Genomic DNA, 23,447 nt, shown 5'->3' on the forward strand with positions numbered 1-23,447 from the left:
GGCGCGCTATACGCAGCGTTGCGGAAACGGTCAACGGGGTTTGCGCAATTGGCCGGCGATCATTTTCGCTCCATCGCCCATCCTGCGGGAATGGCCGGGGAATAGGTGGCGAAACGCCCCGCGTCGATCGCCGCCACCCATTGCGTGATGACCGGCCCGATCCGCGCCATGTCCGGGTGATGGCCGGCGCCCGTCATGCTGATCCTGACCGTGGGCGATCGGGCCGCCGCGAACAGGCGATCCGCTTGCGCGGCATCGACGCGGCGGTCCGCCGTTCCCTGCATCATGATCACCGGCGCCTCGATGCGGGGCAGGGCTTCCAGATTATTCCACCGGTCGGGCAGCAGGGAGCCTGTTCCGGCCGGCGCAGATTCGGCCAGCCGGTCGAACGCGGACAGCGTCGCCACGCCGCTGACCGGAACGCGCGCACCGACGTGCAGCGCGACGGCACCGCCCAGCGAATGGCCGACGAGGAAAAGATGGGCGTTCGGCCCCGCCAGGTCGCGCGCGCGCGCCGTGAAGGCCAGCCCGTCGGCGATCAGGCCGGCCTGCGTCGGCGTGCCCGGATTGCCGCCGAAACCACGATAGGACACCACCACGACATGATCGCCCCGGCCGGTCAGTTGCTCGGCATAGCGGGCGGCGATCCCCTGGTTCGACCCGCGCCCGTGGAAGAACAGGATGACGTCATGATCGTCGGGCGCGCCGCGCCAGTAATAGCCAGTCAGGGCCATTCCGTCCGTTGTGCGTACGGTCAGCGTCTCGGGCTTGCGCCCCGTATAGTCGCCGATATGTACCGGTCTTGGGTCGGCCTGGTAGATATGGTCGCGCAGGACGGAGGCGCAGCCGGTCAGGGCCAGCGCCGCGGCAAGGCCCGCCGCTTTCCACCATCTGCCTGCCGTTCCCGTCATTTTCGACCTGTCCTCTGCCAGACTGTCCTGCGCAGCCGCAATTTTTATGTTGCAATCCCTTCCGTCGCGCGCACTAATGCTGCAACGCACAAGCGGCCGTTCGGCCCAGGGAGGATTGACGACTTGCCCTTCCATGAAATGTTTGAGCCCGACGGTTCGGTTCGCCCCTGTTACGATGAAGTGCAGCAGTGGGTCGAGCGAACGGGTATTGCCGGACTCAACCGTCGACTGGACGAGGCGGAAGCCATCTTCCGGCGCATCGGCATCACGTTCGCCGTCTATGGGGAGGGCGGCGACCCGGAACGTCTCATTCCCTTCGATCTTCTCCCGCGCATCTTCACCGCGCAGGAATGGCGCCTCCTCGACAAGGGCATTCGCCAGCGCGCCCGTGCGCTCAACGCCTTTCTCCACGATGTCTATCATCGCGGGGAAATCGTGAAGGCGGGCATCATGCCGGCCGACATCATCTACAACAACAGCGCATATCTCGCCGAAATGGCGGATTTCACGCCGCCGGGCAAGGTGTACAGCCATATCGTGGGCATCGACATCGTGCGTACCGGGCCGGAAGGGTTCGAAGTGCTGGAGGATAATTGCCGCACACCTTCGGGTGTGTCCTACATGCTGGAAAACCGGGAAATCATGACGCGCATGTTCCCCGAACTGTTCAGCCAGGGGCTGGTCGCGCCGGTCGACGACTATCCCGCCGAACTGCTCAAGAGCCTCAAGGAAGTGGCGCCGCCGGCGTGCAAGGGCGATCCGGTCGTGGTGGTTCTCACCCCCGGTTCGCTCAACAGCGCCTATTATGAGCACAGCTTCCTGGCCGACCTGATGGGCGTCGAACTGGTGGAGCCCGCCGACCTCTTCGTCGACGAGGATCGGGTGTGGATGAAGACGACCCTGGGGCCAAAGGCGGTCGACGTCATCTATCGCCGCATCGACGACGAATATCTCGATCCGCTGGTGTTCCGGCCCGACAGCCTGCTGGGCGTGCCGGGCATCTTCAGCGTCTATCGCAACGGCGGGGTGACGCTGGCGTCAGCGCCGGGATCGGGCATCGCCGACGACAAGGCGGTCTATATCTACGTGCCCGAAATGATCCGCTTCTATCTCGGCGAAAAGCCGATCCTCGACAATATCCGCACCTGGCAGTGCGGCAAGCCCGACGAACTCGCCTATGTGCTGGAGCATCTGCACGAACTGGTGGCGAAGGAAGTCCACGGCTCGGGCGGCTACGGCATGCTGATCGGCCCCAAGGCCAGCAAGGCGGAAGTCGAAGCCTATGCCGAACGGATCAGGGCGAACCCGGCAGAATTCATTGCCCAACCGACGCTGGACCTGTCCACCGTCCCGACGCTCGGGCCGGCCTCCGTCGTCGGGCGTCATGCCGATTTCCGGCCCTATTGCCTGGTCGGAAAGCAAATCCGCCTCGTCCCCGGCGGCCTCACGCGCGTCGCCCTCACCGAAGGGTCGCTGGTCGTGAACTCCAGCCAGGGCGGCGGGGTCAAGGATACGTGGGTGATGCAGGAATGACGGTCGATTTTCCCCTCCTTGCCCCTCAGATCGAAGGCCTGACGCGATGCTGAGCCGGACCGCCGAAAATCTCTTCTGGATGGCGCGTTACATGGAACGGGCGGAATCGACCGCCCGCCTGCTGACCATGGGGCAGCGCATGGCGATCCTGCCGGGCGCGCACCACCGCGAGGAATGGCGCTCGGTCGTCCGCGCCACCGGGGCGGAACATCAGTTTCCCGAGGGCAAGCCCGTCACCGAAAGCGACGTCGTGTCCTTCCTGATGCTGGATCTCGACAATCCCAGCTCGATCCGCTCCTGCCTGCTCAAGGCGCGCGCCAATGCCAAGTCCGCGCGCACCATGCTGACGCAGGACATGTGGGAATCGCTGAACGAGGGCTGGCGCAAGCTCGACAGCTACGACATCGCCGAGGCGCGGGCGCAGATGCCCACCCTCATCGACTGGGTGAAGACCCGCGTCATGACCTTCCGGGGTGCCGCCGATTCGGGCCAGCTTCGCAATGAAGGGCACGACTTCCTGCGCACCGGCTCCGCGCTGGAACGGGCGCAGATGACGCTGCGCCTGCTGGACGTAAAATATTATGTCCTGCTGCCCGAAACCGAAGTGATCGGCGGCAACCGCGATCATTATCAATGGACGTCGGTGCTCTATGCCCTGTCGGGCGCGCGCGCCTATCACCATGTCTATGGCGGCACCTACACGCCCTGGCAGATCACCGATTTCCTGATGCTCAACACGCTGTTCCCGCGCAGCGTCGCCTTTTGCTACCACGAACTTGCGCACCGGCTGCAAAGACTGGCGGGCTGGCACGACCATAGCGGCCCGTGCCACGAGACGATCGACCGGATGGTCGCTGAACTCGACGCCCTCGACAGCGGCGAGATTTTCCGGCGCGGCCTGCACGAAACGGTGCAGCACGGACTGATGATGACCAACCGCCTGGGCTTCGAGATCGCCCAGACCTATCATTTCGGCTGAGGGCCGGGGAGGGGACGTGAACGCATGAGGCTGCTCGTCCGCCACCAGACCGCCTACAGCTACGCCGCGACCGCCGGGCGTGCGGCGATGCGGTTGAAACTCATGCCGGTCGACAATCCGGCCCAGACCGTGCTCGACTGGCAGGTCAGCGTCAATGACCAGCCGCTGCCCGCCTTTCACCTCAACAGCTACGGCGAAAAGGAAGCGGTCTGGGTCCGCCACGACAGCTTCGACCGTGCCGTGATCGTGGCCGAAGGGCTGGTGGAAACGCGCGAATGCCATGGCGTCATTGGCCATCTGCGCTCCAGCGTGCCGTCGCAATATTTCCTGCGTCCGACCCCGCTGACCCGGGCGTCGGACGGCATCGTCGCCATGGCCCGCGCCCTGCCGGACGATGGCGGCCCGCTTGCCCGGCTCCATGCCCTGTCCGCCGCCGTGATCGGCGCGGTCCAGTATCGCCCCGGCGTCACCACCGCCGATACCACCGCCGCGCAGGCCTTCGCGCTGGGCGCGGGCGTGTGCCAGGACCATGCCCAGATATTCATCGCCGGCGCCCGCTCGATCGGCATCCCCGCGCGCTACGTGTCGGGCTATCTGCTCGCGGACGACGACGATGTGCTGCACGAAACCCATGGCTGGGCCGAAGCCTGGCTGCCCGACCTCGGCTGGATCGGCTTCGATCCGTCGAACAGCGTGTGCGTGACCGAACGCTATCTGCGCGTGGCGAGCGGCCTGGACGCGGACGAGGCGGCGCCGATCCGCGGTTCGGTGACGGTCGCGGGCGACATCCGCATTGACGCGGACGTCCGGATCGCGCAGGCGGAGGACGGCGTCGAGGAACGGCAACTGCAACGACAGCAGCAACAAAGCACCCCGCCGCCCGACTCGAAGGGTTGAAACACGCGATCGCTCGGCGGAAGGATAGGCGTCGATTCGTCGGTCGCGACGGAACATTTCAATGCAGGAGGCCGGGGGGCCAATGACCTATTGTGTGGCGGTGCGCGTGGATCAGGGGCTGGTCATGCTGTCCGACACCCGCACCAATGCGGGCATGGACAATATCGCGCGCTTCCGGAAAAGCTTTACCTATCATGTGCCGGACGAACGGGCGATCACCCTGCTCTGTTCGGGGAATCTTTCCATCACCCAGGGGGTGAAGGCGACGCTCAGCAAGGCGATCAAGGACGCCCGGCTCGATCCCGACGTTGAAACCATCCTCAATTGCGCCACCATGTATCGCGTCGCCCAGATCGTGGGCGAAGCCATGCAGAAGATGCAGCAGCGCTACCGCGAGAATATTGAGATGGGCGGGTCCGGCGCCAGCGCCTCCATCCTGATCGCGGGCCAGCGCCGGGGCGGCAAGCCGCGCCTCTACCTCGTCTATTCCGCCGGCAATTTCATCGAAGCGACGGAGGACACGCCTTTCTTCCAGATCGGCGAGCATAAATATGGCAAGCCCATCCTGGATCGCATCATCGGCCGCGAAACCAGCCTGGAGGATGCGACCAAGGCGGTGCTGGTGTCGATGGATTCGACCCTGCGTTCCAACCTGTCGGTCGGCATGCCGCTCGACCTCACCGTCATCCCCACCGGCGCCTACGACTTCACCGTGCGCACCCGCATAGAGCCCGACGACGAACAATTCGCCCTGATCTCCCAAAGCTGGAGCGCGGCGCTGCGCAAGGGGTTCGAGGATCTGCCGAATGTGTTGAAGTGAGCGGGGGTAGGGGAATTTCCGGTTCCGGGCGGACCTGCGCGACTGGCTCTCAGGCGCGCGTGTGGGCCTAGCGCCGGACAGGACCGGTTATGTGATCTCGTCCGTCCAGATTACGGACAAGGGCAAAACAGAAACGCACCGATGTTCGCATGATCGGTGACGCCAGGAAAAGAGAGGAGGGCCGGGGCATGAGGACAGTTGCCTGGGGAGTTTGCGGTGCCGTGCTGGGCGCCGCGCTGGCGATCGGTGCCGGGGCAGCCGAACCGCCGGCCGCGAAAGGCACGGCGCAACCGTTCGTGCTGAAGCAACCGCGCCCGCGCGCGTTTCAGGACCATGAAGGGTTCGTTTCACTCTTCGATGGCCGGACCCTGGCCGGCTGGGACGGCGATCCCGACGTCTGGCGCGTGGAAAACGGGGCGATCGTCGCCGTTCGTCCGCCGGATCGGGCGATGAACAACAGTTACCTCGTCTATCGCCGCCTGAAGGCCCGCGACTTCGATCTGCGCCTGGAAATCAAGGCGCCGGTCGGTGGGTCCGGCATCCAGTATCGCAGCCGCACCGGCCTTCCCTGGATCAACCCGGTGCCGGGCGCACCGCCGCCCAAGCTGCGCTGGATGATGACCGGGCCGCAGGCCGATTTCTGGCCGGCCAAGACGTTCGGCCGCGACCTGTTCAGCGGACAGGTCTACATGGAAAATGATCTCGCGCGGGTGACGAGCTGGCGTGGACAGGTGACGCGCCGCTCCGCTGCCGCCGGCCCCGAACTTGTGGGCACGATCGCCGAAAGCAGCAAGCTCGCGCTCGAAATTCGGCCGGACGACTGGAACGAATATGAGATCATCGCGCGCGGTCCGGTCGTGCTCCATTTCCTCAACGGCCGCCTTATGTCGGCGAGCGTGTTCGACGATCCCGAATCCCCCGACAATCGCGCCGGGTGGATCGGCATCGAAGCCGAGCTAAACCCGGCGCGGGTCGAGGTGCGGAACATCTGGCTGCGCAAGCTGGATTGAACCGGGGCGCGGCGCGCGTTCGTTCGACCGCCGCCCCTCCACTTGCCGTCGGCCCTGGCCCCCTTGTCGGCAACGATGTCGGCTCGTGGCGGGCGCGCCGACGCGGCTGGCCCAGCGGGACTTGACGCGATCGATCGAAAGCCGCCGCCTGCCCATATCGACATCGGTGCGCAGCGGCCGCCGATGGAACCGGGCGCGCAGAATGACCGAGATTGGGTCGCTGATCCACCGGCAGAACATGCGCCGGAATCCGCCATGCAGCGGAGCCGCAAGGAACGACCGCTCCACCCGCGGGTGCGGACGTCGCCTGCCGACCAACTCTCGCCGTTCCAGATGCCAGCGCGAACGGCAGATTATAGGAAAACTTGCTGTTCGGTTCGAGAAAGCTGGGAAGAATGCGACCGTGCAGCGTGAATGGGTTGGCCTAGAGGGACGCGGGCGTTAGGCACAAAGGGTTGGATGGAGGATAACTTGTGAACAGGCTTTGGACGCTAATCTGGCCCGAGAATCTCGATGCGGCTGCTGCGCTTCTCGTCGCCCTAGCAGTTACAGTGTACGCCGTGTTAGGCGGCACCAAAGTTGAATATATATCTGCTGCCATGCTCCTGAATCTCTCGTTGATAGCGTTCGGACTTATGAAGGACAGAGTCGCTAGGTCGAAACAGCAACAAAGTCTTGATATCATTATCGGATCACAGAAGATTCTACCCGCGGATCGTTTCTTTAAGAGCAAATCCCCGGAAGACGATGTCATCCGATCCGCTCATTCGTCAATAAACATGATTCAAGAGACTGGGAGTCTCGTCACCGAGCATTCGCAGGCTGGCATCATTGATTTCATGAATCGAGCTGGGAGCCTGAAACTCGTCGTTTCTTCGCCCTCCCCGCTTCCAGCGTTGAACCTCGCATTCCGTAACGAGAATCTCCAAAATGACAGTTCAATACTGAAACGAGCCGATCTTTTTCTAAGTCAAATGTCTTACATATCGCAGAAGGTTGGCCCGAGGTCAGAAAATATCACGGTTCGATACAGTGAATATGATATCGGCTATACGTCGACCGTATCGGACGGGAGACATCCTTCGTTCGTTTCCAAAGGAATCGTTCGAATTGCTGGATTCAGAATACCATTCGCGAAGAAGCTTGATTTCGAAATCGACTCTGAATTTTCGCCTAAAGTCGTGTCCCACTTTTGCGACGAATTCGATACGCTATTCGAAAGCTGCTCTAAGTTCATACTTTTGATTGGCTCACCCCGCTCCGGTAAGACTACGATCGTCAATAGATTGATCGACCAGTTTCGATCGAGCAATCAGCACGTGTACTCGGTTGTATCCCGGGAAACCATGCGTGAAGGAGAGCGTATTGGCTTCGAGATTGTCATAAATGGAGACGAAGGCAGTAGCAGGCCGTTCGCCCGAAGAAAAGAGGGCGCCCTGAAGGACATAAGTGACATTCTTAACTATGATTTCGAGACAGCCGTTTGGGACGAGATTGCCGACGAGGTCCGGAGAGAATCCAAATCCGGCAAGATCATCATCCTTGACGAAATCGGGGAGATGCAGATTTCATCGGCTCGATTCAAGGACACCATAAACGATCTTTTAAATGATAGCGCATCTACGGTGATAGCGACAATATCCGCTGCATCCAATCCGTTCCTGCAATCAGTCAAAGAGCATCATCGTACGAATATCGTCAAACTAAGTGAAGCGAACAGAGATGCCGTCATGGACTCCCTCTCGAGAGAGATGGCCGCCAGCATGCGGCGCGCATCTTTTCTGAACGGCCAGGCGCAGTGAGAGACTATTTGAAAAACTTCGTAGGCGAGCAAGCCACCTTCCGCAGCCGGAAGTGGGGCAAACTTACGGTGATATCGGAGAGCTTCACTGATGCGGTCGATGGCGACCTAGTGGTCATGGTGGGCAATCCGACACAATCGCAAAGTCCGCTGGTACGTATCCATTCAGAGTGCGTATTTGCCGAGGCTTTCGACAGCGAGCTTTGCGACTGCAAGGACCAACTAGAACTCGCTCTGGGCCGAATGCAGAGCGCCGGCGCCGGAATCCTGTTTTACCTCAGACTGGACGGCAGGGGGATAGGACTTGCGGCGAAGGTCAAGGCGACCGCGCTTGAAGTCGAGGGGATCGATACGTTCGAATCCCGTCGATTGATCGGCGAGCCTCCAGAATGCCGCAATTTCAGATCTGTGGGTGATTACCTCAAAGGAAGAGGGTTCGAACGCGTTCATCTCATGACCAATAATCCTGAGAAGATTGCAGACGTTGAGGCCGCCGGGATTTTGGTAACGCCGGAGCCTCTATATTCCAACAATGCAAGTATCCATATCACCAGACTCTACGATACAAAACGGCGGAAGTTTGGTCATAGTATTCCTCACAATGCGTCTGATAGGCAGCTTAATCTGGATTTGAGCGATGAGTAAAATGATAATAACATTTAGCGGGTTATGCGGAGTTGGGAAGACCGACGTCATTCGATCGGTATCCAAGCTAATGCCCGCAAGGTCCCTATCGCTTGGAGATGCAATCAGAAGTGAAATTCAGAGCCGCGGGTGGGAGGCCTCACCGGCGGTGGAACGGCAAGTCCAGATCGAACTGCGGGAAAAATACGGGCAGGCAGCGGCGGCGATCGCCTTGAAACCCTCCATAATTGACGCACTCGGATCTTGCGACCTCCTCTTGATTGATTCTGTATGCAGTCCATTGGAACTGGACCAAATCTCTGGTCTGGGGGGGAGAAGTTACGCATTCTCCATCCATACGCACCGTCATCTTCGTCTCGAGCGTCTGGCGAACCGAAATGGTCGATCGATGAGTGCCGAAGACGTGATGCTTCGCGACAATCTGGAGCTCTCTGAGCTGGGGAAGGGAATTACCCTGGGTAGAGCTGACTATCAATTCACGAACAATTCGGATCTGCCCTCTATCGTACGCGCCGTCTCGGAACAAATCGCCGCTCTCAAGCTCGTGTGAGACGATGTTCGACGGTAACGGCCAGCCTCGGTCAATTGACGACAGTATCCGCGCAAGCCCGGAACGTCCGCTCTCGCCAGCACCCGTCATGATTGAGCGCGTCGGCAAAGACGGCTTCGTCCCAAACCCGGCCGCAATTTGAACGGGCGCTCCAGGTGCGGATCGGTGCCGTTGAATGACGAGGGCTGGCGCACGGCACACCGCGTCACATCCCTTCCAATGTAGGATTTCTCCTGATCTACTGCGCGGCATGCGCCCGCATCCTTCCGCCGCCTCCCGCCGCGCCGCATCCCGCCGCGTCACCCTCGCCGCGCCGTCTCCCGTCATGTCGCCCGCCTTGGAAGGCCGTGACCCGGCCGTGACCCTCCTGTGACCCTCCCGTGACCAGACCATGCCCCGACACGGACCTGCCCGTGACCCGGCCGGCGCGCGGGTGTCGCGTCATGCTGCCCTTGCGGGCGCGTCGTGCCGGCAAAACCGCGGTTTCGCGTCGCCCGGCGGGCCTGCGACAATGTGAACTTCGGGGTGGTGACCGCGCGATGACTTGCCGCGCGGCTCCCGGCGCAGCCCGGCTTCGCGGCTGCCAAGATAATCCATCGCTTGCCTCGCCCGCCTGCTCGCCTATCTCTCTGGCCCGACCGAATCATAATCGACCCACCATCCCCAATGAAGGCCCGCCATGACCGCCACCCATTCCACCCGCATGCTGATCCTCGGTTCCGGCCCGGCGGGCCTGTCCGCCGCCATCTACGGCGCCCGCGCGGGCCTCGCGCCGATCGTGGTGCAGGGGATGCAGCCGGGCGGGCAGCTCACCATCACGACCGATGTCGAAAATTATCCCGGCTTCCGCGACGTCATCCAGGGGCCCTGGCTCATGGAGCAGATGCAGGCGCAGGCCGAACATGTCGGCGCGCAGATGATGTATGACCAGATCGTCGACGTCGACCTTTCCGAACGCCCGTTCCGCCTTACCGGCGACAGCGGCACGCTCTATGTCGCCGACACGCTGGTCATCTGCACCGGCGCGCAGGCGAAATGGCTGGGCGTGGAGGGCGAGGAGCATCTTCAGGGCAAGGGCGTGTCGGCCTGCGCCACCTGCGACGGCTTCTTCTATCGCGGCAAGAAGGTGGTGGTGATCGGCGGCGGCAACACCGCCGTGGAGGAAGCGCTCTACCTCACCAACCACAGCCATGACGTCACCCTGATCCACCGCCGCGACTCGCTGCGCGCCGAAAAGATCCTTCAGGAACGGCTCAGGGCGCATCCCAATATCAAGATCCTCTGGAACAAGGCGGTCGACCGGTTCGTCGGCGGCGGCGCGCCGGAGGGACTGGTGGGCGTCGACCTGACCGACACGGTGACGGGCGAGAAAAGCCATGAGGCCACCGACGGCGGCTTCGTCGCCATCGGTCACCATCCCGCGACCGAGCTGTTCACCGGCAAGCTGCCGCTCGACGAAGGCTATATCGTCGTGGAAAAGGGCACGACCCGTACCGCCATCCCCGGCGTGTTCGCGGCGGGCGACGTCACCGACAAGATCTACCGGCAGGCGGTGACCGCGGCGGGCATGGGCTGCATGGCCGCGCTCGACGTGGAGAAATTCCTGGCGGAGGCGGATTTCGAGGAAATGGCCGAGGCGTAAGCCCCCGGATGGCGGGCGGGGATCAGCCGATCTTCGCCCGCGCGAACGCAACGAGCGATCCGAACGTCTCGAACGTGTCGCCGTCGAAATCCTCGTCGTCGATCAGGATGTCGAACCGGTCCTCCATCTCGGTCAGCAGGCCCGCGACCGCCATGGAATCCAGTTCGGGCAGCGCGCCGAACAGGGGGCTATTGCCGTCGAACGCATCGACCTGCCCCTGGGGCAGGCCCAGCACGTCGCGCAGCAACGCCCGCATCCGGTTGTCCACATCCTGATGCCGGTCCGCCGGCTGAGAGTTTTGCACCCGCATAGTGGCGGTGTCACTAGAGCTTTACGGCCTAGCCGACAAGCGCGGAAATGGCCGTCCGCGCGGCTGGCAGCCAGTTGGACGCGTAGCGGGGATGGAACGCGTCGATGCGCAGCAGCGGAATGCGCCGCTCCATCCAGTCGGTCTTGTAGTCATTGTCGCCGGTGCCATAGTCAATCCGCCCGACCCGATCCCCGTCGATGGCGCACGCGAACATATGGTGGCTCAGCAGCGTGCCGGGCGACAGATGGTCCAGCGCCCGGTCATGCGACAATTTGTGGATCAGGGCGACGCCCCGGTCGACGGTCCATAGCTGGGTTGCCACGGGCAACCCGTCGATCCGCGCAAAGCCCAGCCGCAACGCGCCCGCACGGCTTTCCCGTTCCGCCAGCGCGCGCAGCAGTTCCAGCCCCGGCTCCGGCGCCTTCCAGCTGCGCGCATGGACCGCGACATAATCGTCCCACAGCGCATCGGTCAGCCGATCCTCGACCGACAGGGCGAAGGGGCTTGCGCGTCCCTTGCGCCGCACGAGGCTGCGCAGCCGCCCCGGCCGCGCCGCCCAATATTCGGCGAAGCTGCGTCCTTGCACGTCAAGCAGGTATCGCCCACCCATCGCACGCGACACCCCGATCCATCCCGCGCGCCGCAGGCTTGCCAGCAACGGCGCGGATGCCTCCAGCGGATACAGGTCGATCCGCGCCTGCGTCTCCAGTAGCCGCCGCGCCAGCGCGTCCAGCAGCGCTTGCCGCGTGGCGCCGTCTCCGTCCCCCAGAAACACCGGCCCCCATTCGAAACTGTACCAGTTGGCCATCGCCTTCATCTGCCCTGTTGCCGGGGCCGCCAGGAACAGCCATGCCTCGTCCTCCCCGTCGCGCGCGCGCAGCACATGGGGGGGGTGGTCGGACAGGCAATGGCGATGCAGCATCTCGAACCAGTCGATCCGGGAAAAAAGGCCGGGCGCGACGGCGCGATCGAGCCGCCCGTGCAGCACGTCCCGCACATCGGCAAGGCTCTGATATTCCATTGTCGCCGGCAACCGACTATCTCCGCTTCATCCATCAGGCCGCTTAAGGGAAAAATCTGGATATGGCGTTAAGCGTGCCGTCTTCATTCGCGACCGGGCAGGGCGATGCACTGCCTTTCGCACCGGTCGATCATCTGCTGCTGCGTGGCGAGCCTGATGCGCCCGCGCTGGACGGCCGGTCGGGCAGCTACAGTTTCGCCGAACTGGAACAGACGCTGGCGCGCCTTGCGGCGTGGCTGGCGGGTTTCGGGCTGGAACCGGGTGCCCGCGTCGCAAGCTGGATGGCCAAGGGACCGGTCGCGGCGCTGATACCGCTCGCGGCGCCGCGCGCGGGCTTCGTCCATGTGCCGGTCAATCCGCTGCTCAAGCACGCACAGGTCGCCCATATCCTTTCGGACAGCGGCGCGGCCGCGCTGGTCGGCGCGGCAACCCGGCTGGACAGCCTGCAAACGGGCGACGTGCCCGCCGGGTGCCAGATTCACCGCGAGGATGACGCGGCGTGCGCCATGAGCGGCGGGCCGGGCATCGGCCCATCGGATGCGAAGCCGGGGGATCTCGCCGCCATTCTGTACACCAGCGGATCGACCGGCCGGCCCAAGGGCGTGGTCCTTACGCACGCCAACCTGTGGCTCGGCGCGGTGGCGGTGGCGGACTATCTGGGGATGTCGCCCGACGACCGGACTGCGTGCGTCCTGCCTTTCAGCTTCGATTATGGACAGAATCAGCTGCTTTCGACCTGGTATGCAGGCGGATGCGCCTATCCGCTCGACTATCTGACTCCGCGTGACGTCATAAAGCTGATCGACCGACACGACATAACGACGCTTGCGGGCGTGCCGCCGCTCTGGGTGCAACTGGCGGAACTGGACTGGCCGGCCGATGTCGCGTCAAAGCTGCGGCGGCTGACGAACAGCGGCGGCGCGTTGACGCGTCCCCTGGTGGCGAAGCTGCGCACGCTGTTCCCGCAGGCTGACCTCTACCCCATGTATGGCCTGACCGAAGCCTTCCGGTCGACCTATCTTTCACCCGCGCTGGTGGACAGCCATCCCGATTCGATGGGGCGGGCGATACCCTTCGCGGAAATATTGGTCGTGCGCCCCGACGGCGGCCTGACGGACGATGATGAGCCTGGCGAGCTGGTTCATTGCGGGCCGCTGGTGGCGCAGGGCTATTGGCGCGATGACGTGCGCACGGCCGAGCGGTTCCGTCCGGCTCCGCCTGCGTCGCGTTACGGCGGAATGGCGGTGTGGTCGGGCGACACGGTGCGACGGGACGAGGAAGGGCTGCTCTATTTCGTGGGCCGCGACGACGCGATGATCAAATCTGCGGGTAACCGCATCAGCCCCACCGAGATCGAGGAGGCGGCCGTTGCTGCGCCGGGTATCGCCGAAGCGGTGGCACTGGGCGTCAAGGACGAACGGCTGGGACAGGCGGTACGCCTGCTGGCCCGGGGCGATCCGGCCAGTCGTGACAGGCTCGCCGCACATCTGAAGGCCGAGCTTCCCAATTTCATGCAGCCCAAGGACATCATCATGCTGGCCGAATTTCCCCGCAACCCCAACGGCAAGATCGATCGGGTGGCGCTGGCACGGGAGTGGGCGGCATGAAGCCGATGGGACCGATCCCGCCCTGGTTCACGAGCGAGGAGGGGATGCTGCTGATCGGCGGGTGCGGCGCGGCCAGCCTGGTGGACGAAGTGGGGGATACGCCGCTATTCGTCTATGACATGGGGATCGTGGAGGCGCAGGTGCGCCGTTTCCGTGACGCCATGCCCGATGGACTGCACCTCCATTATGCGATCAAGGCCAACCCCTTTGCGCCGCTGCTGACACGGATGGCCCATCTGGTCGACGGGTTCGACGTGGCATCGGGCGGCGAACTGGCGATGGCGCTGGAGGCGGAGATGGCGCCCGCGCAGATCAGCTTCGCCGGTCCGGGCAAGCGGAACGACGAGCTGTCGGAAGCGATTTTCGCGGGCATCACGATCAACCTGGAATCCGAAGGCGAAGCGCGCCGCGCGCTGGCGGTCGGCGAAGCCATCGGCAAGACGCCGCGCTTGGCCGTGCGGGTCAATCCGGATTTTGACCTGAAGGGATCGGGGATGCGCATGGGCGGCGGGGCCAGGCCCTTCGGCGTCGATGCCGACCGTGCGGCCGCACTGGCGCGCAGCGTGATCGATGCCGGCGCGGACTGGCAGGGCTGGCACATTTTCGCGGGCAGCCAGAATCTCGATCCGATGGCGATCGTGGAGGCGCAGGCCGCGACCCTGGCGCTGGCGACGCGGCTGTCGGATGCCGTTGGAAAGGCGCCGCCGCTCGTCAATCTGGGTGGCGGCTTTGGCCTGCCCTATTTCCCCGGCGATGAGCGACTCGACATTCGGCCGATCGGGGTCGCGCTCGATACCGCGCTCGATGGGCGTGGCGACATATTGGCGGACAGTCATTTCGCAATTGAACTTGGACGGTGGCTGGTCGGGGAAGCCGGCGTCTATCTGACGCGTATAATCGACATAAAGACAAGCCAGGGCGAAACCTTCGTGGTGGTCGACGGGGGTTTGCATCATCAACTCGCGGCCAGCGGCAATTTCGGAACGGTCGTCAGGCGCAACTATCCCATGGCGGTGGCCAATCGTTTCGACCACGATCCGGCGCCAGGACCGGTCACTGTGGTGGGATGCCTTTGCACGCCGATCGACCGGCTGGGAGACAAGGTAGCGTTGCCGCCCGTCGTGGAGGGCGACCTCATCGCTCTGTTTCTGGCGGGAGCATATGGCGCGTCCGCTAGTCCTGTCGCATTTCTTGGACATCCCGCACCGCACGAACTTTTACTTGGCTGATTTGTTCGGGACTTAACTCCTAACGGTATCTTTACCCTTTGCAGGCAAGACGGGGCCTGAAAGCCATGCGTCTGTCTGTCGTCCACACCTCTTGGGCGGCGTCCTACGCAAGGCCGTGCAAAGAGGTGAGATTATGCGTTTCCTGTCGGTTTCCAGGCTCCTGATCGGCGTATCGCTGCCTGCCGTGGCCCTGTCGGGTTGCGCGTCTGCGCCCAGCGGCCCGCAGCTGCCTCCTGCATCCTTCGTCTCGACGCAGGAAGGCCCGGGCGAGGAATATGTCATCGGTCCGCTCGACGACCTCACCATTTTCGTTTGGCGCAACCCGGAACTGGGCGCCAAGGTGCAGGTGCGCCCTGATGGTCGCATCACCACGCCGTTGATCACGGACATGCCGGCGGTGGGCAAGACGCCCAAGATGCTGGCCGACGACATCAAGCTGGCGCTGACCCAATATATCGAAAACCCGCTGGTTTCGGTCATCGTCAACAATTTCAGCGGCACCTTCAGCCAGCAAGTGCGGATCGTCGGGGCGACCGACAAGCCCGCGTCCATCCCCTATCGCGCCAACATGACGCTGCTCGACGCGATGATCGCGGTTGGCGGTCTCAGTGAATTCGCCGCCGGCAATCGCGCCCGACTGGTCCGTTTCGACAAGAATACGGGCAAGCAGAAGGAATATCAGGTTCGCCTGGGCGACCTTCTGAAGAAGGGCGACACGAAGGCCAATGTGATGCTCGCTCCGGGCGACGTCATCATCATTCCCGAAAGCATGTTCTGACATGGCCGCACTACTCGATGAATTGCTCGTTCTGCTGCACGGCATCTGGAGCCGTCGCTGGACTGCGCTGGCGGTGGCCTGGGGCATCGCTATGGCCGGATGGCTGGGAGTGGCCTTCATTCCCAACAGCTATCAGTCCAAGGCGCGTGTCTATGTGAACACCCAGTCGTTGCTGGAGGACAAGGTCGGCATCACGCCGATGCAGTCTCAGCAGGATCTGGACCGGGTGCGCAGCACCCTGGCCAGCGCGGAGAATCTGGAACGGGTGGTGCGCGAAACCGACCTGTCGCAGACCGTGTCCGGCCCGCGCGACGTCGCCGCGAAGATCACCAAGCTGCGGGAAAATATCACCGTATTGGCCCAGGCTGATCCCAGCATGATCGACATCAGCGCGATTTCGGCGGATTCCAGCCTGTCCGACGGCGCCAATGCGCGGATTTCGCAGCAGATCGTGCAAAAGCTGATCGACATTTTCCAGGAAGCGAACCTGTCGGGAGACCGGAACGAAACGAAGCAGAGCCTCGCCTTTCTAGACCAGCAGATCGCCCAGCGCGGGAAACAGCTGGAAGCGGCCGACCAGCGCCGCGTGGAATTCGCGCAACGCTATGTCGGGCTGCTGCCCGGCGCCGGCTCGATCAGCCAGCGCATGGACGCCGCGCGCATGGAGATCAACAATATCGATTCGCAGTTGGTGCAGGCCCAAAGTGCGCTGAGCGCCATGAACGGCCAGCTGGCCGGGACGCCGCAGACGCTGCCGGGTGTCAGCGCGTCGGGCGGCGCGTCGCCCCTTTCCCAGGCGCAGGCGAACCTGGCGTCGATGAAGGCGCGCGGCTGGACCAGCAGCCATCCCGATGTCATCGCCGCCCAGCGTGAGGTCGACGCCCTTCGCAATGCGGGCGGGGGCAGCGCCGGCGGAGGTGGCACGCCCAATCCCGCCTATCTGTCGATCAAGTCGATGCAGGCGGAACGCGCCGCCACGGTGCAGGCGCTCCAGACCCGCAAGGCGCAGCTTCAGGCCGACCTGAACACGATGATGAGCAAGCAGGTCGACGAACCGGGCATCGCGTCGGAGCAGGAAAAGCTGGACCGCGACTATGAGGTCCTGAAGACCCAATATGACAAGCTGCTGGCGGACCGTGAGGAAATCCGGCTGCGTGGCGAAGTGAAGACGGAAACCGGGTCGGTCCAGTTCCGTGTCATCCAGCCGCCCAGCGCCCCGACAGCGCCCGCCGCCCCCAACCGGCCGCTTTTGCTGCTGGGCGTGCTGATCCTCGCCATTGGTGCGGGCGTAGGCGTTGCCTTCGCCATGGGGCAGATGAGGGGAACATTCCCGACCGCTGCGCGGCTGGAGCGGGCGATCGGCCTGCCGGTCGTCGGGTCCATCAGCCAGCTTCGTACCGCCGCGCAGGCTGCGGTTGAGCGTCAGCGGCTCAAATGGTTCGCGGGTGCGAGCGGTGCTCTGGTCGCTGCGTGCCTGTTGCTGATCGTCGTCGAATTCGTCCAGCGCGGCATGGCGTGAAGGAGCCCCGAAGCATGAACCAGCACAGCTCCATCAAGGGCGGATCGTTGATCGAGCGCGCCACGGAAATCTATGATTTCAGCGCTGCATTGCGTGGCCGCGCGGCTCCGGCGGTCGAAGCGCCCGCCGATCTTCCCGCCGCTGCCGATCCGTTCGTGGCGCCGCAGGCTGCCCAGGTGACGCGTGCGCCGGCCTGGACGGGACCGGTCCAGCCAATCGACCGCGCGCTGCTCGTCGAAGGCGGTTTCCTGGCGCCGCATGGCCCGGTTACCGCGATGAGCGAGGAGTTTCGCCTGCTCAAGCGCGATCTGCTGGCTCTGCTGAACAAGAGCGGGCGCGGCAATCACATCCTGGTTTGTTCGGCACATAGCGGCGATGGGAAGACATTCTGCGCCATCAACCTGGCGCTCAGCCTGGCCGCGGAGAAGGATCGGGAGATCCTGCTGGTCGATGCCGATTTCGGCAAACCGGGCGTCCCCGGGGCGCTTGGGCTGAACGCCGGGCCGGGCCTGATGGATGCGCTGGCCGATCCCGCCATCGCCATCGAGGATTGCGTCATCCGCACCGACATTGCCTCGCTGTCCGTGCTGCCCGCCGGACAACGCAGCAATGACGACACCGAATATCTGGCGTCGGCACGGACGGAAATGCTGCTGGCGCGGCTGACCGAAGGACGGCCCGAACGCATCATAATTTTCGATTCGCCGCCGCTGCTGGCTGCGTCGCCCGCCACTGTGCTGGCCAGCCACGCGGCGGTCGCGCTGCTGGTGGCGCGTGCGGACCAGACGAGCGAGAGCGCCCTGCGCGAGGCGGCGGGAATGCTGAAGGGCGCTGAGCAGGTGCAGCTTCTGCTCAATGCCGTGCGCTTCACCGGCGGACGCCGGTTCGGCAGCTATTATGCCAAGGGGGATTCCCAGTGAAGACGCTACACATCTGTGCGCAGGCCGCCACCGTGGCCGCACTGGCGGCTGCAATGCCCGCCACAGCGCAGGATTCCCGCGCCGACCGGCGGGTCGACATCCTGCCCTATGTCGGGATTGATCAGGCGGTCATGGCGCCGCTGAAGGGTGGCGGGGATATCCTGACCTATACCAACGTCACCGCCGGTATTTCCGCTGAAGTGCAAAACCGTCGCATCGAAGCGGCGGTGGACGTGGAATATAATCACAGCTTCGGCTGGGGCAGCCAGGCGCCCGATCAGGATGTGTTGAGCGGCGTGGCCCATGCCAACATCAACGTGGCGCGGGGCCTGTCCTTCCAGACCGGCGGCCTGGCGACGCGCGTGCGCACCGATGGCCTGTCCGGCGCCCTGCCGCAGCGCGACACCTATACCAGCCAGGTCTGGGCTGCCTATGCCGGCCCCAGCTACACGACGCAGATCGGGGATATTTCCGTCAACGGTTCCTATCGCCTGGGCTATGCCCGCGTCGACGACGACGTGAACCAGAATTTCAGCGGCGCGCAGCCAGCCGGGTCCTACGCCGATAGCTGGACCCACAGCCTGATGGGATCAGTCGGCTTTGCGCCTGGCACGGTGCTGCCGGCTGTCGGCCTGACCGCCAGCGCCGGCTACGACCGCGAGGATGCGAGTCAGCTCGACCAACGGTTCGAGGATGGCTGGGGCCGGGTCGACGCGACGCTGCCGGTGTCGCCGACCGTCGCACTCGTCGGCGGGGTCGGCTATGAGGAGATCAAGATCAGCCAGCGCTCGCCGCTGCTCGACGGCGACGGTCTGCCGGTCATTCGCAATGGCCGCTACGTCACCGACAAAAGCTCGCCGCGCGCGCTCGTCTATGATTTCGACGACATCATCTGGGACGTCGGCGTGCTCTGGCGCCCCAGCCGCAGGACATCGCTTCAGGCGCGGGTTGGCGAGCGCTATGGCGGCATGACCTATCAGGGCAGCTTCCTGTGGCAGGGCCGCGACAGCCACTTCGCGCTGATCGTGTTTGACGGCATCGACAGCTTCGGCCGCCTGATCACCGCCGATGTAGCGGCGCTTGACGGCAGCAGCTTCGATGTGGCACGCAATCCTTTCACCGGCGACATAACCGGCTGCGCCTTCTCCACCACCGGCGGGGGGCAGTGCTTCAATGACGCATTGTCGGGCATCACCGGCGCGAATTTCCGCTATCGCGGCGTGTCGGCCCAATATGCCTTGCGGCGCGGGCCGTGGGGATGGGGCGTTGGCGCGGGCTATTCGCAGCGCAAGTTCATCACGCCGACCGGGCAGACTGTTCTGATCCGCGGATCGCGCGACCAGAACTGGTTCGGCAACGGGTCGCTGACATATCAGTTCAACGATCGCGACAGCCTGGATACCGTGGTCTACATCAATTATTTCGATGCCAGCGGCGGCCGTCCGGACGTTCTGAATTACGGTGCGTTCACCAGCTATTACAAGGGACTCACGCGAAAATTGTCCGCCTCCGCCTCACTGGGGCTGGATGGCGTGCAGGCTGATGATCTCGACGCGATCATCAGCGCGATGGGCCAGGTCGGGTTGCGTTACAGCTTTTAAGGGAAAACCGGCGACGAAGGGCGCGAGCGGCGCCGGGAGCCGGGTGGAGACGAACAGATGTATGATCAGTTCTACGGATTGCAGGGCCGCCCGTTCCAGCTGACGCCGGACCCGCATTATTATTTCGAGAGCGCCACGCATCGCAAGGCACTGTCCTATCTGGGCTATGGCCTGGCGCAGGGCGAAGGGTTCATCGTCATCACCGGCGATATCGGCGCGGGCAAGACGACGCTGGTCGGCCATCTGATGCAGACCATCGATCCGTCGCGGCTGACGGCCGTCAAGATCGTGACGACACAGGTCGGCGGGGACGACATGCTGCGCATGGCCGCCCAGAGCTTCGGTCTTGCGAGCGAGGGGATGACCAAGGCGGCGACGCTGCACGCGATCGAAAGTTTCCTCCATGCCCAGGCGCGCGCCGGGCGTCGCACCCTGCTGATCGTTGACGAAGCGCAGAACCTGCCGGTGCAGGCAATAGAGGAACTGCGGATGCTGTCGAACTTCCAGCTCGGGGGACAGTCGCTGCTGCAGATATTCCTGCTGGGTCAGCCGGAGTTTCGCGATCTGGTCAAATCGCCGGAACTGGAGCAGTTGCGCCAGCGGGTGATCGCGACGCATCATCTGGAACCGATGATGGCGCATGAGATCGAGCCCTATGTCCTGCATCGACTTGGCGTTGCCGGCTGGCAGGGCGATCCGCGCTTTACCGCGGCGGCCTTCGCGGCGCTCTATGCCGCGACCGACGGCGTGCCGCGCCGGCTGAACGCGGTAGTCAGCCGGGTCTTGCTGATGGGTGCGATCGAACAGCTGCATGAAATCGATGCCGATGTCGTCATCGCTGTCGTCGCGGACATGGGACTGGATGCCGACCTGACGCCGGAGCCGGTTGCGCCGTCCGCGCTCGATGCGATCGATGCGGTCGACGCCGCCGAACCCAATACGGCAGCGGAATCCGAACCCGAGGCCGAACAGCCCCTGGTCGCGCAGGCCGAACCGACGTGGGACGAGGCAGAGTGCGATGACGCCGACGATCTGCCGGGCGATGATGACGACATTGTGGAGGAAGGTCTGGCTGTCGAAGAGTGGGAGAGGGCCGCGGAGCCCGAAATCACGGCGACTGACGAACCCGCCGTGCCTGCTGCATTTTCGGACGACGTCTTGGCCGGGGACACGCAAGAGGATCAAGATGGGCAGTCTGCCGACGAAGATCGCTGGCTGCGCGTCACGCCGCCAGCGATTGACCCGGCGCCCTTCGCAGCGCCTTTTGCCGGACCGACCGGACGCGACGAGGCGGGAGCGGAAGAGGAGATCGAAAGCTTCGCGGACTGGGACATCGATCCTGTCGTGGACGAAGAGTCGCCCATTTCGGTGGTGGCGCAGACCACTCACGACGTGGGGGACGACCGCGTTCCCGATCAATCCGTCGACGCGCTGCGCGCCGACATGATGGACGAGATCGCGGCCTTGCGCGCCGAAATCTCATCCCTGCGTGCCATGCAGGCACATCCGCATTTCGCGCCCGCCGACACCGTCGATCCGGAGGTCCTGAAAAGCTGTTTCACCTTGATCGAGGAGCGGCTGGTGGCGCTGGAATTCCGCGCCGAGGAACAGGATACGGCGCTTCGCCGCGTGCTGACGCTGCTGGTCGAATGGGTTGAGCGCGAAGACCGCATGAGCGAGGGTGCAAGGGGCGCGGCCGCCGCTTGAGCGGGCGGACCAGCCAGGGACCGGAATGATGATGCAAAACGCGCTGTCCGTCGATGTGGAGGACTGGTTTCAGGTCGGCGCGTTCGAGCGGACGATCGACAGAGCCGACTGGGACGGCCTGGCGCATCGCGTCGAGGCGAATAGCGACGCGGTGCTGTCGCTGTTTGCCGAAACAGGGGTCAAGGCGACGTTCTTCACTCTGGGCTGGGTGGCGCAGCGTTATCCGGCGCTCATCCGGCGTATCGTGGACGCGGGCCATGAGGTCGCAAGTCACGGCTACGACCACGCGCGGGTATTTACCTTTACTCCGGATCAGTTTCGCGCCGATCTGCGCAAGGCCCGCGCTCTGCTGGAGGATGCCGGCGGGCAGGCCGTGAAGGGCTATCGCGCGCCGAGTTTTTCGATCGATCCGCGCGCTCCCTGGGCGCACGGGATACTCGCCGAGGAAGGCTATGCCTATTCCTCCAGCGTCGCGCCGATCCGGCACGATCACTATGGCTGGCCGGAATCGCCGCGTTTCGCCTGGAAGCCGGTGACGGGGTCCGGACTGCTCGAATTGCCCGTAACGACGGCGAAATGGGGCAAGCGCACCCTTGCGGCAGGCGGCGGCGGCTTTTTCCGGCTGTTGCCTTATGGTTTTTCGCGCTGGGCGATACGACAGGTGAACGAGGAGGAAGGACGGCCGGCGATCATCTATTTCCATCCGTGGGAAATCGACCCCGGCCAGCCGCGTGTTGCGGGGGCGCCGTTGCGGTCGCGCCTGCGTCATTACACCAATTTGTCGGTCATGGCCGCGAAGCTGCGCCGTCTGACGCGGGACTTCGCCTGGACACGGGTCGATGCGCTGGTCGATGCAGAAGCGGCGCGCGTAGCATGAGGGCCGGTGCGATCAACGACCTGGGCGTCACGATCCTGGACAGCGGTGATGAAACGCACATGCACGCGCTCGATACCTATGTCGGGCGGCACAAACATGGCACGCCTTTCCACAGCGCGGCTTGGCTGATGGCGGTGGAGGCGGCCACAGGAAATCGTGCCGTCACATTGGCGGCGGTCGCCCCGTCCGGCAACATCGCCGGGCTGCTGCCACTGCATCATGTCCGCAGCGCGTTGTTCGGGCAGGCGCTGGTTTCCACCGCATTTGCGGTGGACGGGGGAATATTGGCCGACAATGACCGGGTTGCGGCGATGCTTGCACAGGTCGCGCGGGACATTGCGACGGACAGGGGAGGGCTTCCCCTGGAGCTGCGCGGCGGCGCGGACCCCGGCATGGGCTGGGAACGGCGCGAAGGGATGCATGTCGGCTTCGTCCGGCCCATCGCGGCCGACGATGATGCCGAGTTGCAGGCAGTACCGCGCAAGCACCGCGCCGAGCTGAGAAAGGCGCTGGCGAACGCAAACCTATCGGTAGGGATCGGCCGGACAGCACAGCATCTGCGCGACCATTATCGCATCTATGCAGAGAGCGTCCGCAATCTGGGAACGCCCGTTTTTCCGGCGCGCCTGTTCCGCGAAGTGCTGGCGCGGTTCGGGGAAGATGCGGACATCATGATCGTGCGTGACGGGCAACGGCCGGTTTCGGCGGTGCTGACGCTCTATCACAAGGGGCGCGTGATGCCCTATTGGGGCGGTGGCGTCGCCGATGCCAGGCGATTGCGGTCCAACGAACTCATGTATTACCGGTTGATGGGCCATGGCAGGGCACGGGGCATGACCCAGTTCGACTTTGGCCGGTCCAAGGTAGGCAGCGGGCAAGCCGCCTGGAAGAAGAGCTTCGGCTTCGCACCCACTCCGCTCGTCTACCATGGCTGGTCGCCCGATGGCGCGGCGCGGAACGTCGACCCGAACAACGGAAAATATCAGCGCCACATTGCGATCTGGAAAAAATTGCCGCTGCCGATCGCCAATTTCCTGGGTCCGCTGATTTCACGCGGCCTGGGTTGATACGAAAACGAAATGTTCAGCCC

General features: G+C 64.0%; 21 protein-coding genes. 18 read left to right on the forward strand and 3 right to left on the reverse strand.

Going from position 1 to position 23,447, the window contains the following annotated elements; genetic code table 11:
* Nucleotides 1–59: 59 nt before the first annotated feature.
* A complete protein-coding gene (locus tag J3E64_RS12490; protein WP_253343330.1) occupies nt 60–911 on the reverse strand; it encodes an alpha/beta hydrolase in 852 nt (283 codons plus the stop codon).
* 123 nt (nt 912–1,034) lie between these two features.
* Here J3E64_RS12490 and J3E64_RS12495 point away from each other — a divergent pair, with 123 nt between their 5' ends.
* The 9 genes from J3E64_RS12495 to trxB all read left to right on the forward strand — a co-directional run bounded on the left by J3E64_RS12495 (nt 1,035) and on the right by trxB (nt 10,788).
* A complete protein-coding gene (locus tag J3E64_RS12495; RefSeq protein WP_253343332.1) occupies nt 1,035–2,444 on the forward strand; it encodes a circularly permuted type 2 ATP-grasp protein in 1,410 nt (469 codons plus the stop codon).
* Between the two features lie 46 nt (nt 2,445–2,490).
* Complete coding sequence (locus J3E64_RS12500) at nt 2,491–3,423, forward strand: alpha-E domain-containing protein (protein ID WP_253343334.1); 933 nt, start codon at nt 2,491–2,493, stop codon at nt 3,421–3,423.
* Nucleotides 3,424–3,447: 24 nt separating this feature from the next.
* Nucleotides 3,448–4,320 (forward strand): transglutaminase family protein, encoded by an 873-nt coding sequence (locus J3E64_RS12505; RefSeq protein WP_253343336.1) that lies wholly within the window; start codon nt 3,448–3,450, stop codon nt 4,318–4,320.
* Between the two features lie 82 nt (nt 4,321–4,402).
* Nucleotides 4,403–5,140, forward strand: a complete 738-nt coding sequence (locus J3E64_RS12510; protein ID WP_253343338.1) for a peptidase — start codon at nt 4,403–4,405, stop codon at nt 5,138–5,140.
* Nucleotides 5,141–5,328: 188 nt separating this feature from the next.
* Entirely contained in the window at nt 5,329–6,150 is an 822-nt protein-coding gene (locus tag J3E64_RS12515; protein ID WP_253343340.1) for a DUF1080 domain-containing protein, read from the forward strand.
* A gap of 473 nt (nt 6,151–6,623) precedes the next feature.
* Complete coding sequence (locus J3E64_RS20845) at nt 6,624–7,952, forward strand: nucleoside-triphosphatase (RefSeq protein WP_253343342.1); 1,329 nt, start codon at nt 6,624–6,626, stop codon at nt 7,950–7,952.
* A gap of 8 nt (nt 7,953–7,960) precedes the next feature.
* Nucleotides 7,961–8,596, forward strand: coding sequence for a hypothetical protein (locus J3E64_RS12525; protein WP_253343344.1), 636 nt, complete (start codon nt 7,961–7,963; stop codon nt 8,594–8,596).
* A gap of 1 nt (nt 8,597) precedes the next feature.
* A complete protein-coding gene (locus tag J3E64_RS12530; protein WP_253343431.1) occupies nt 8,598–9,146 on the forward strand; it encodes an AAA family ATPase in 549 nt (182 codons plus the stop codon).
* A gap of 679 nt (nt 9,147–9,825) precedes the next feature.
* The gene (trxB, locus tag J3E64_RS12535; RefSeq protein ID WP_253343346.1) at nt 9,826–10,788 is read left to right on the forward strand and encodes a thioredoxin-disulfide reductase; all 963 of its coding nucleotides are present in this window, start codon (nt 9,826–9,828) and stop codon (nt 10,786–10,788) included.
* Between the two features lie 22 nt (nt 10,789–10,810).
* Here trxB and J3E64_RS12540 read toward each other — a convergent pair whose 3' ends face one another.
* Together J3E64_RS12540 and J3E64_RS12545 are read right to left on the reverse strand one after the other, a co-directional pair.
* Entirely contained in the window at nt 10,811–11,098 is a 288-nt protein-coding gene (locus J3E64_RS12540; protein WP_253343348.1) for an acyl carrier protein, read from the reverse strand.
* A 28-nt stretch (nt 11,099–11,126) separates the two neighbouring features.
* Nucleotides 11,127–12,119, reverse strand: coding sequence for a GNAT family N-acetyltransferase (locus J3E64_RS12545; RefSeq protein WP_253343350.1), 993 nt, complete (start codon nt 12,117–12,119; stop codon nt 11,127–11,129).
* 74 nt (nt 12,120–12,193) lie between these two features.
* Here J3E64_RS12545 and J3E64_RS12550 point away from each other — a divergent pair, with 74 nt between their 5' ends.
* The 9 genes from J3E64_RS12550 (at nt 12,194) to J3E64_RS12590 (ending at nt 23,424) form a co-directional block, all read left to right on the forward strand.
* The gene (locus tag J3E64_RS12550; RefSeq protein ID WP_253343352.1) at nt 12,194–13,726 is read left to right on the forward strand and encodes an acyl-CoA ligase (AMP-forming), exosortase A system-associated; all 1,533 of its coding nucleotides are present in this window, start codon (nt 12,194–12,196) and stop codon (nt 13,724–13,726) included.
* Nucleotides 13,723–14,955, forward strand: a complete 1,233-nt coding sequence (locus tag J3E64_RS12555) for a pyridoxal-dependent decarboxylase, exosortase A system-associated (protein ID WP_253343354.1) — start codon at nt 13,723–13,725, stop codon at nt 14,953–14,955. Before J3E64_RS12550 ends, J3E64_RS12555 begins: the two co-directional genes overlap by 4 nt.
* Before the next feature lie 133 nt (nt 14,956–15,088).
* Nucleotides 15,089–15,733 carry an XrtA/PEP-CTERM system exopolysaccharide export protein gene (locus J3E64_RS12560; protein ID WP_253343356.1) on the forward strand — a complete coding sequence of 215 codons (645 nt, stop codon included), beginning with the start codon at nt 15,089–15,091 and terminating at the stop codon, nt 15,731–15,733.
* Between the two features lies 1 nt (nt 15,734).
* Nucleotides 15,735–17,252, forward strand: coding sequence for an XrtA system polysaccharide chain length determinant (locus J3E64_RS12565; protein WP_253343358.1), 1,518 nt, complete (start codon nt 15,735–15,737; stop codon nt 17,250–17,252).
* Between the two features lie 14 nt (nt 17,253–17,266).
* Nucleotides 17,267–18,172, forward strand: coding sequence for an AAA family ATPase (locus J3E64_RS12570; RefSeq protein WP_253343360.1), 906 nt, complete (start codon nt 17,267–17,269; stop codon nt 18,170–18,172).
* Between the two features lie 53 nt (nt 18,173–18,225).
* Nucleotides 18,226–19,773, forward strand: a complete 1,548-nt coding sequence (locus J3E64_RS12575) for a hypothetical protein (RefSeq protein ID WP_253343432.1) — start codon at nt 18,226–18,228, stop codon at nt 19,771–19,773.
* Nucleotides 19,774–19,830: 57 nt separating this feature from the next.
* Entirely contained in the window at nt 19,831–21,480 is a 1,650-nt protein-coding gene (locus J3E64_RS12580) for an XrtA/PEP-CTERM system-associated ATPase (protein ID WP_253343362.1), read from the forward strand.
* Nucleotides 21,481–21,508: 28 nt separating this feature from the next.
* Nucleotides 21,509–22,357, forward strand: a complete 849-nt coding sequence (locus J3E64_RS12585) for an XrtA system polysaccharide deacetylase (protein ID WP_253343433.1) — start codon at nt 21,509–21,511, stop codon at nt 22,355–22,357.
* Nucleotides 22,354–23,424 (forward strand): FemAB family XrtA/PEP-CTERM system-associated protein, encoded by a 1,071-nt coding sequence (locus J3E64_RS12590; RefSeq protein WP_253343364.1) that lies wholly within the window; start codon nt 22,354–22,356, stop codon nt 23,422–23,424. Before J3E64_RS12585 ends, J3E64_RS12590 begins: the two co-directional genes overlap by 4 nt.
* The last annotated feature ends 23 nt before the right edge of the window (nt 23,425–23,447 follow it).

Source organism: Sphingobium sp. OAS761 (assembly GCF_024168485.1).
Lineage (GTDB): Bacteria > Pseudomonadota > Alphaproteobacteria > Sphingomonadales > Sphingomonadaceae > Sphingobium.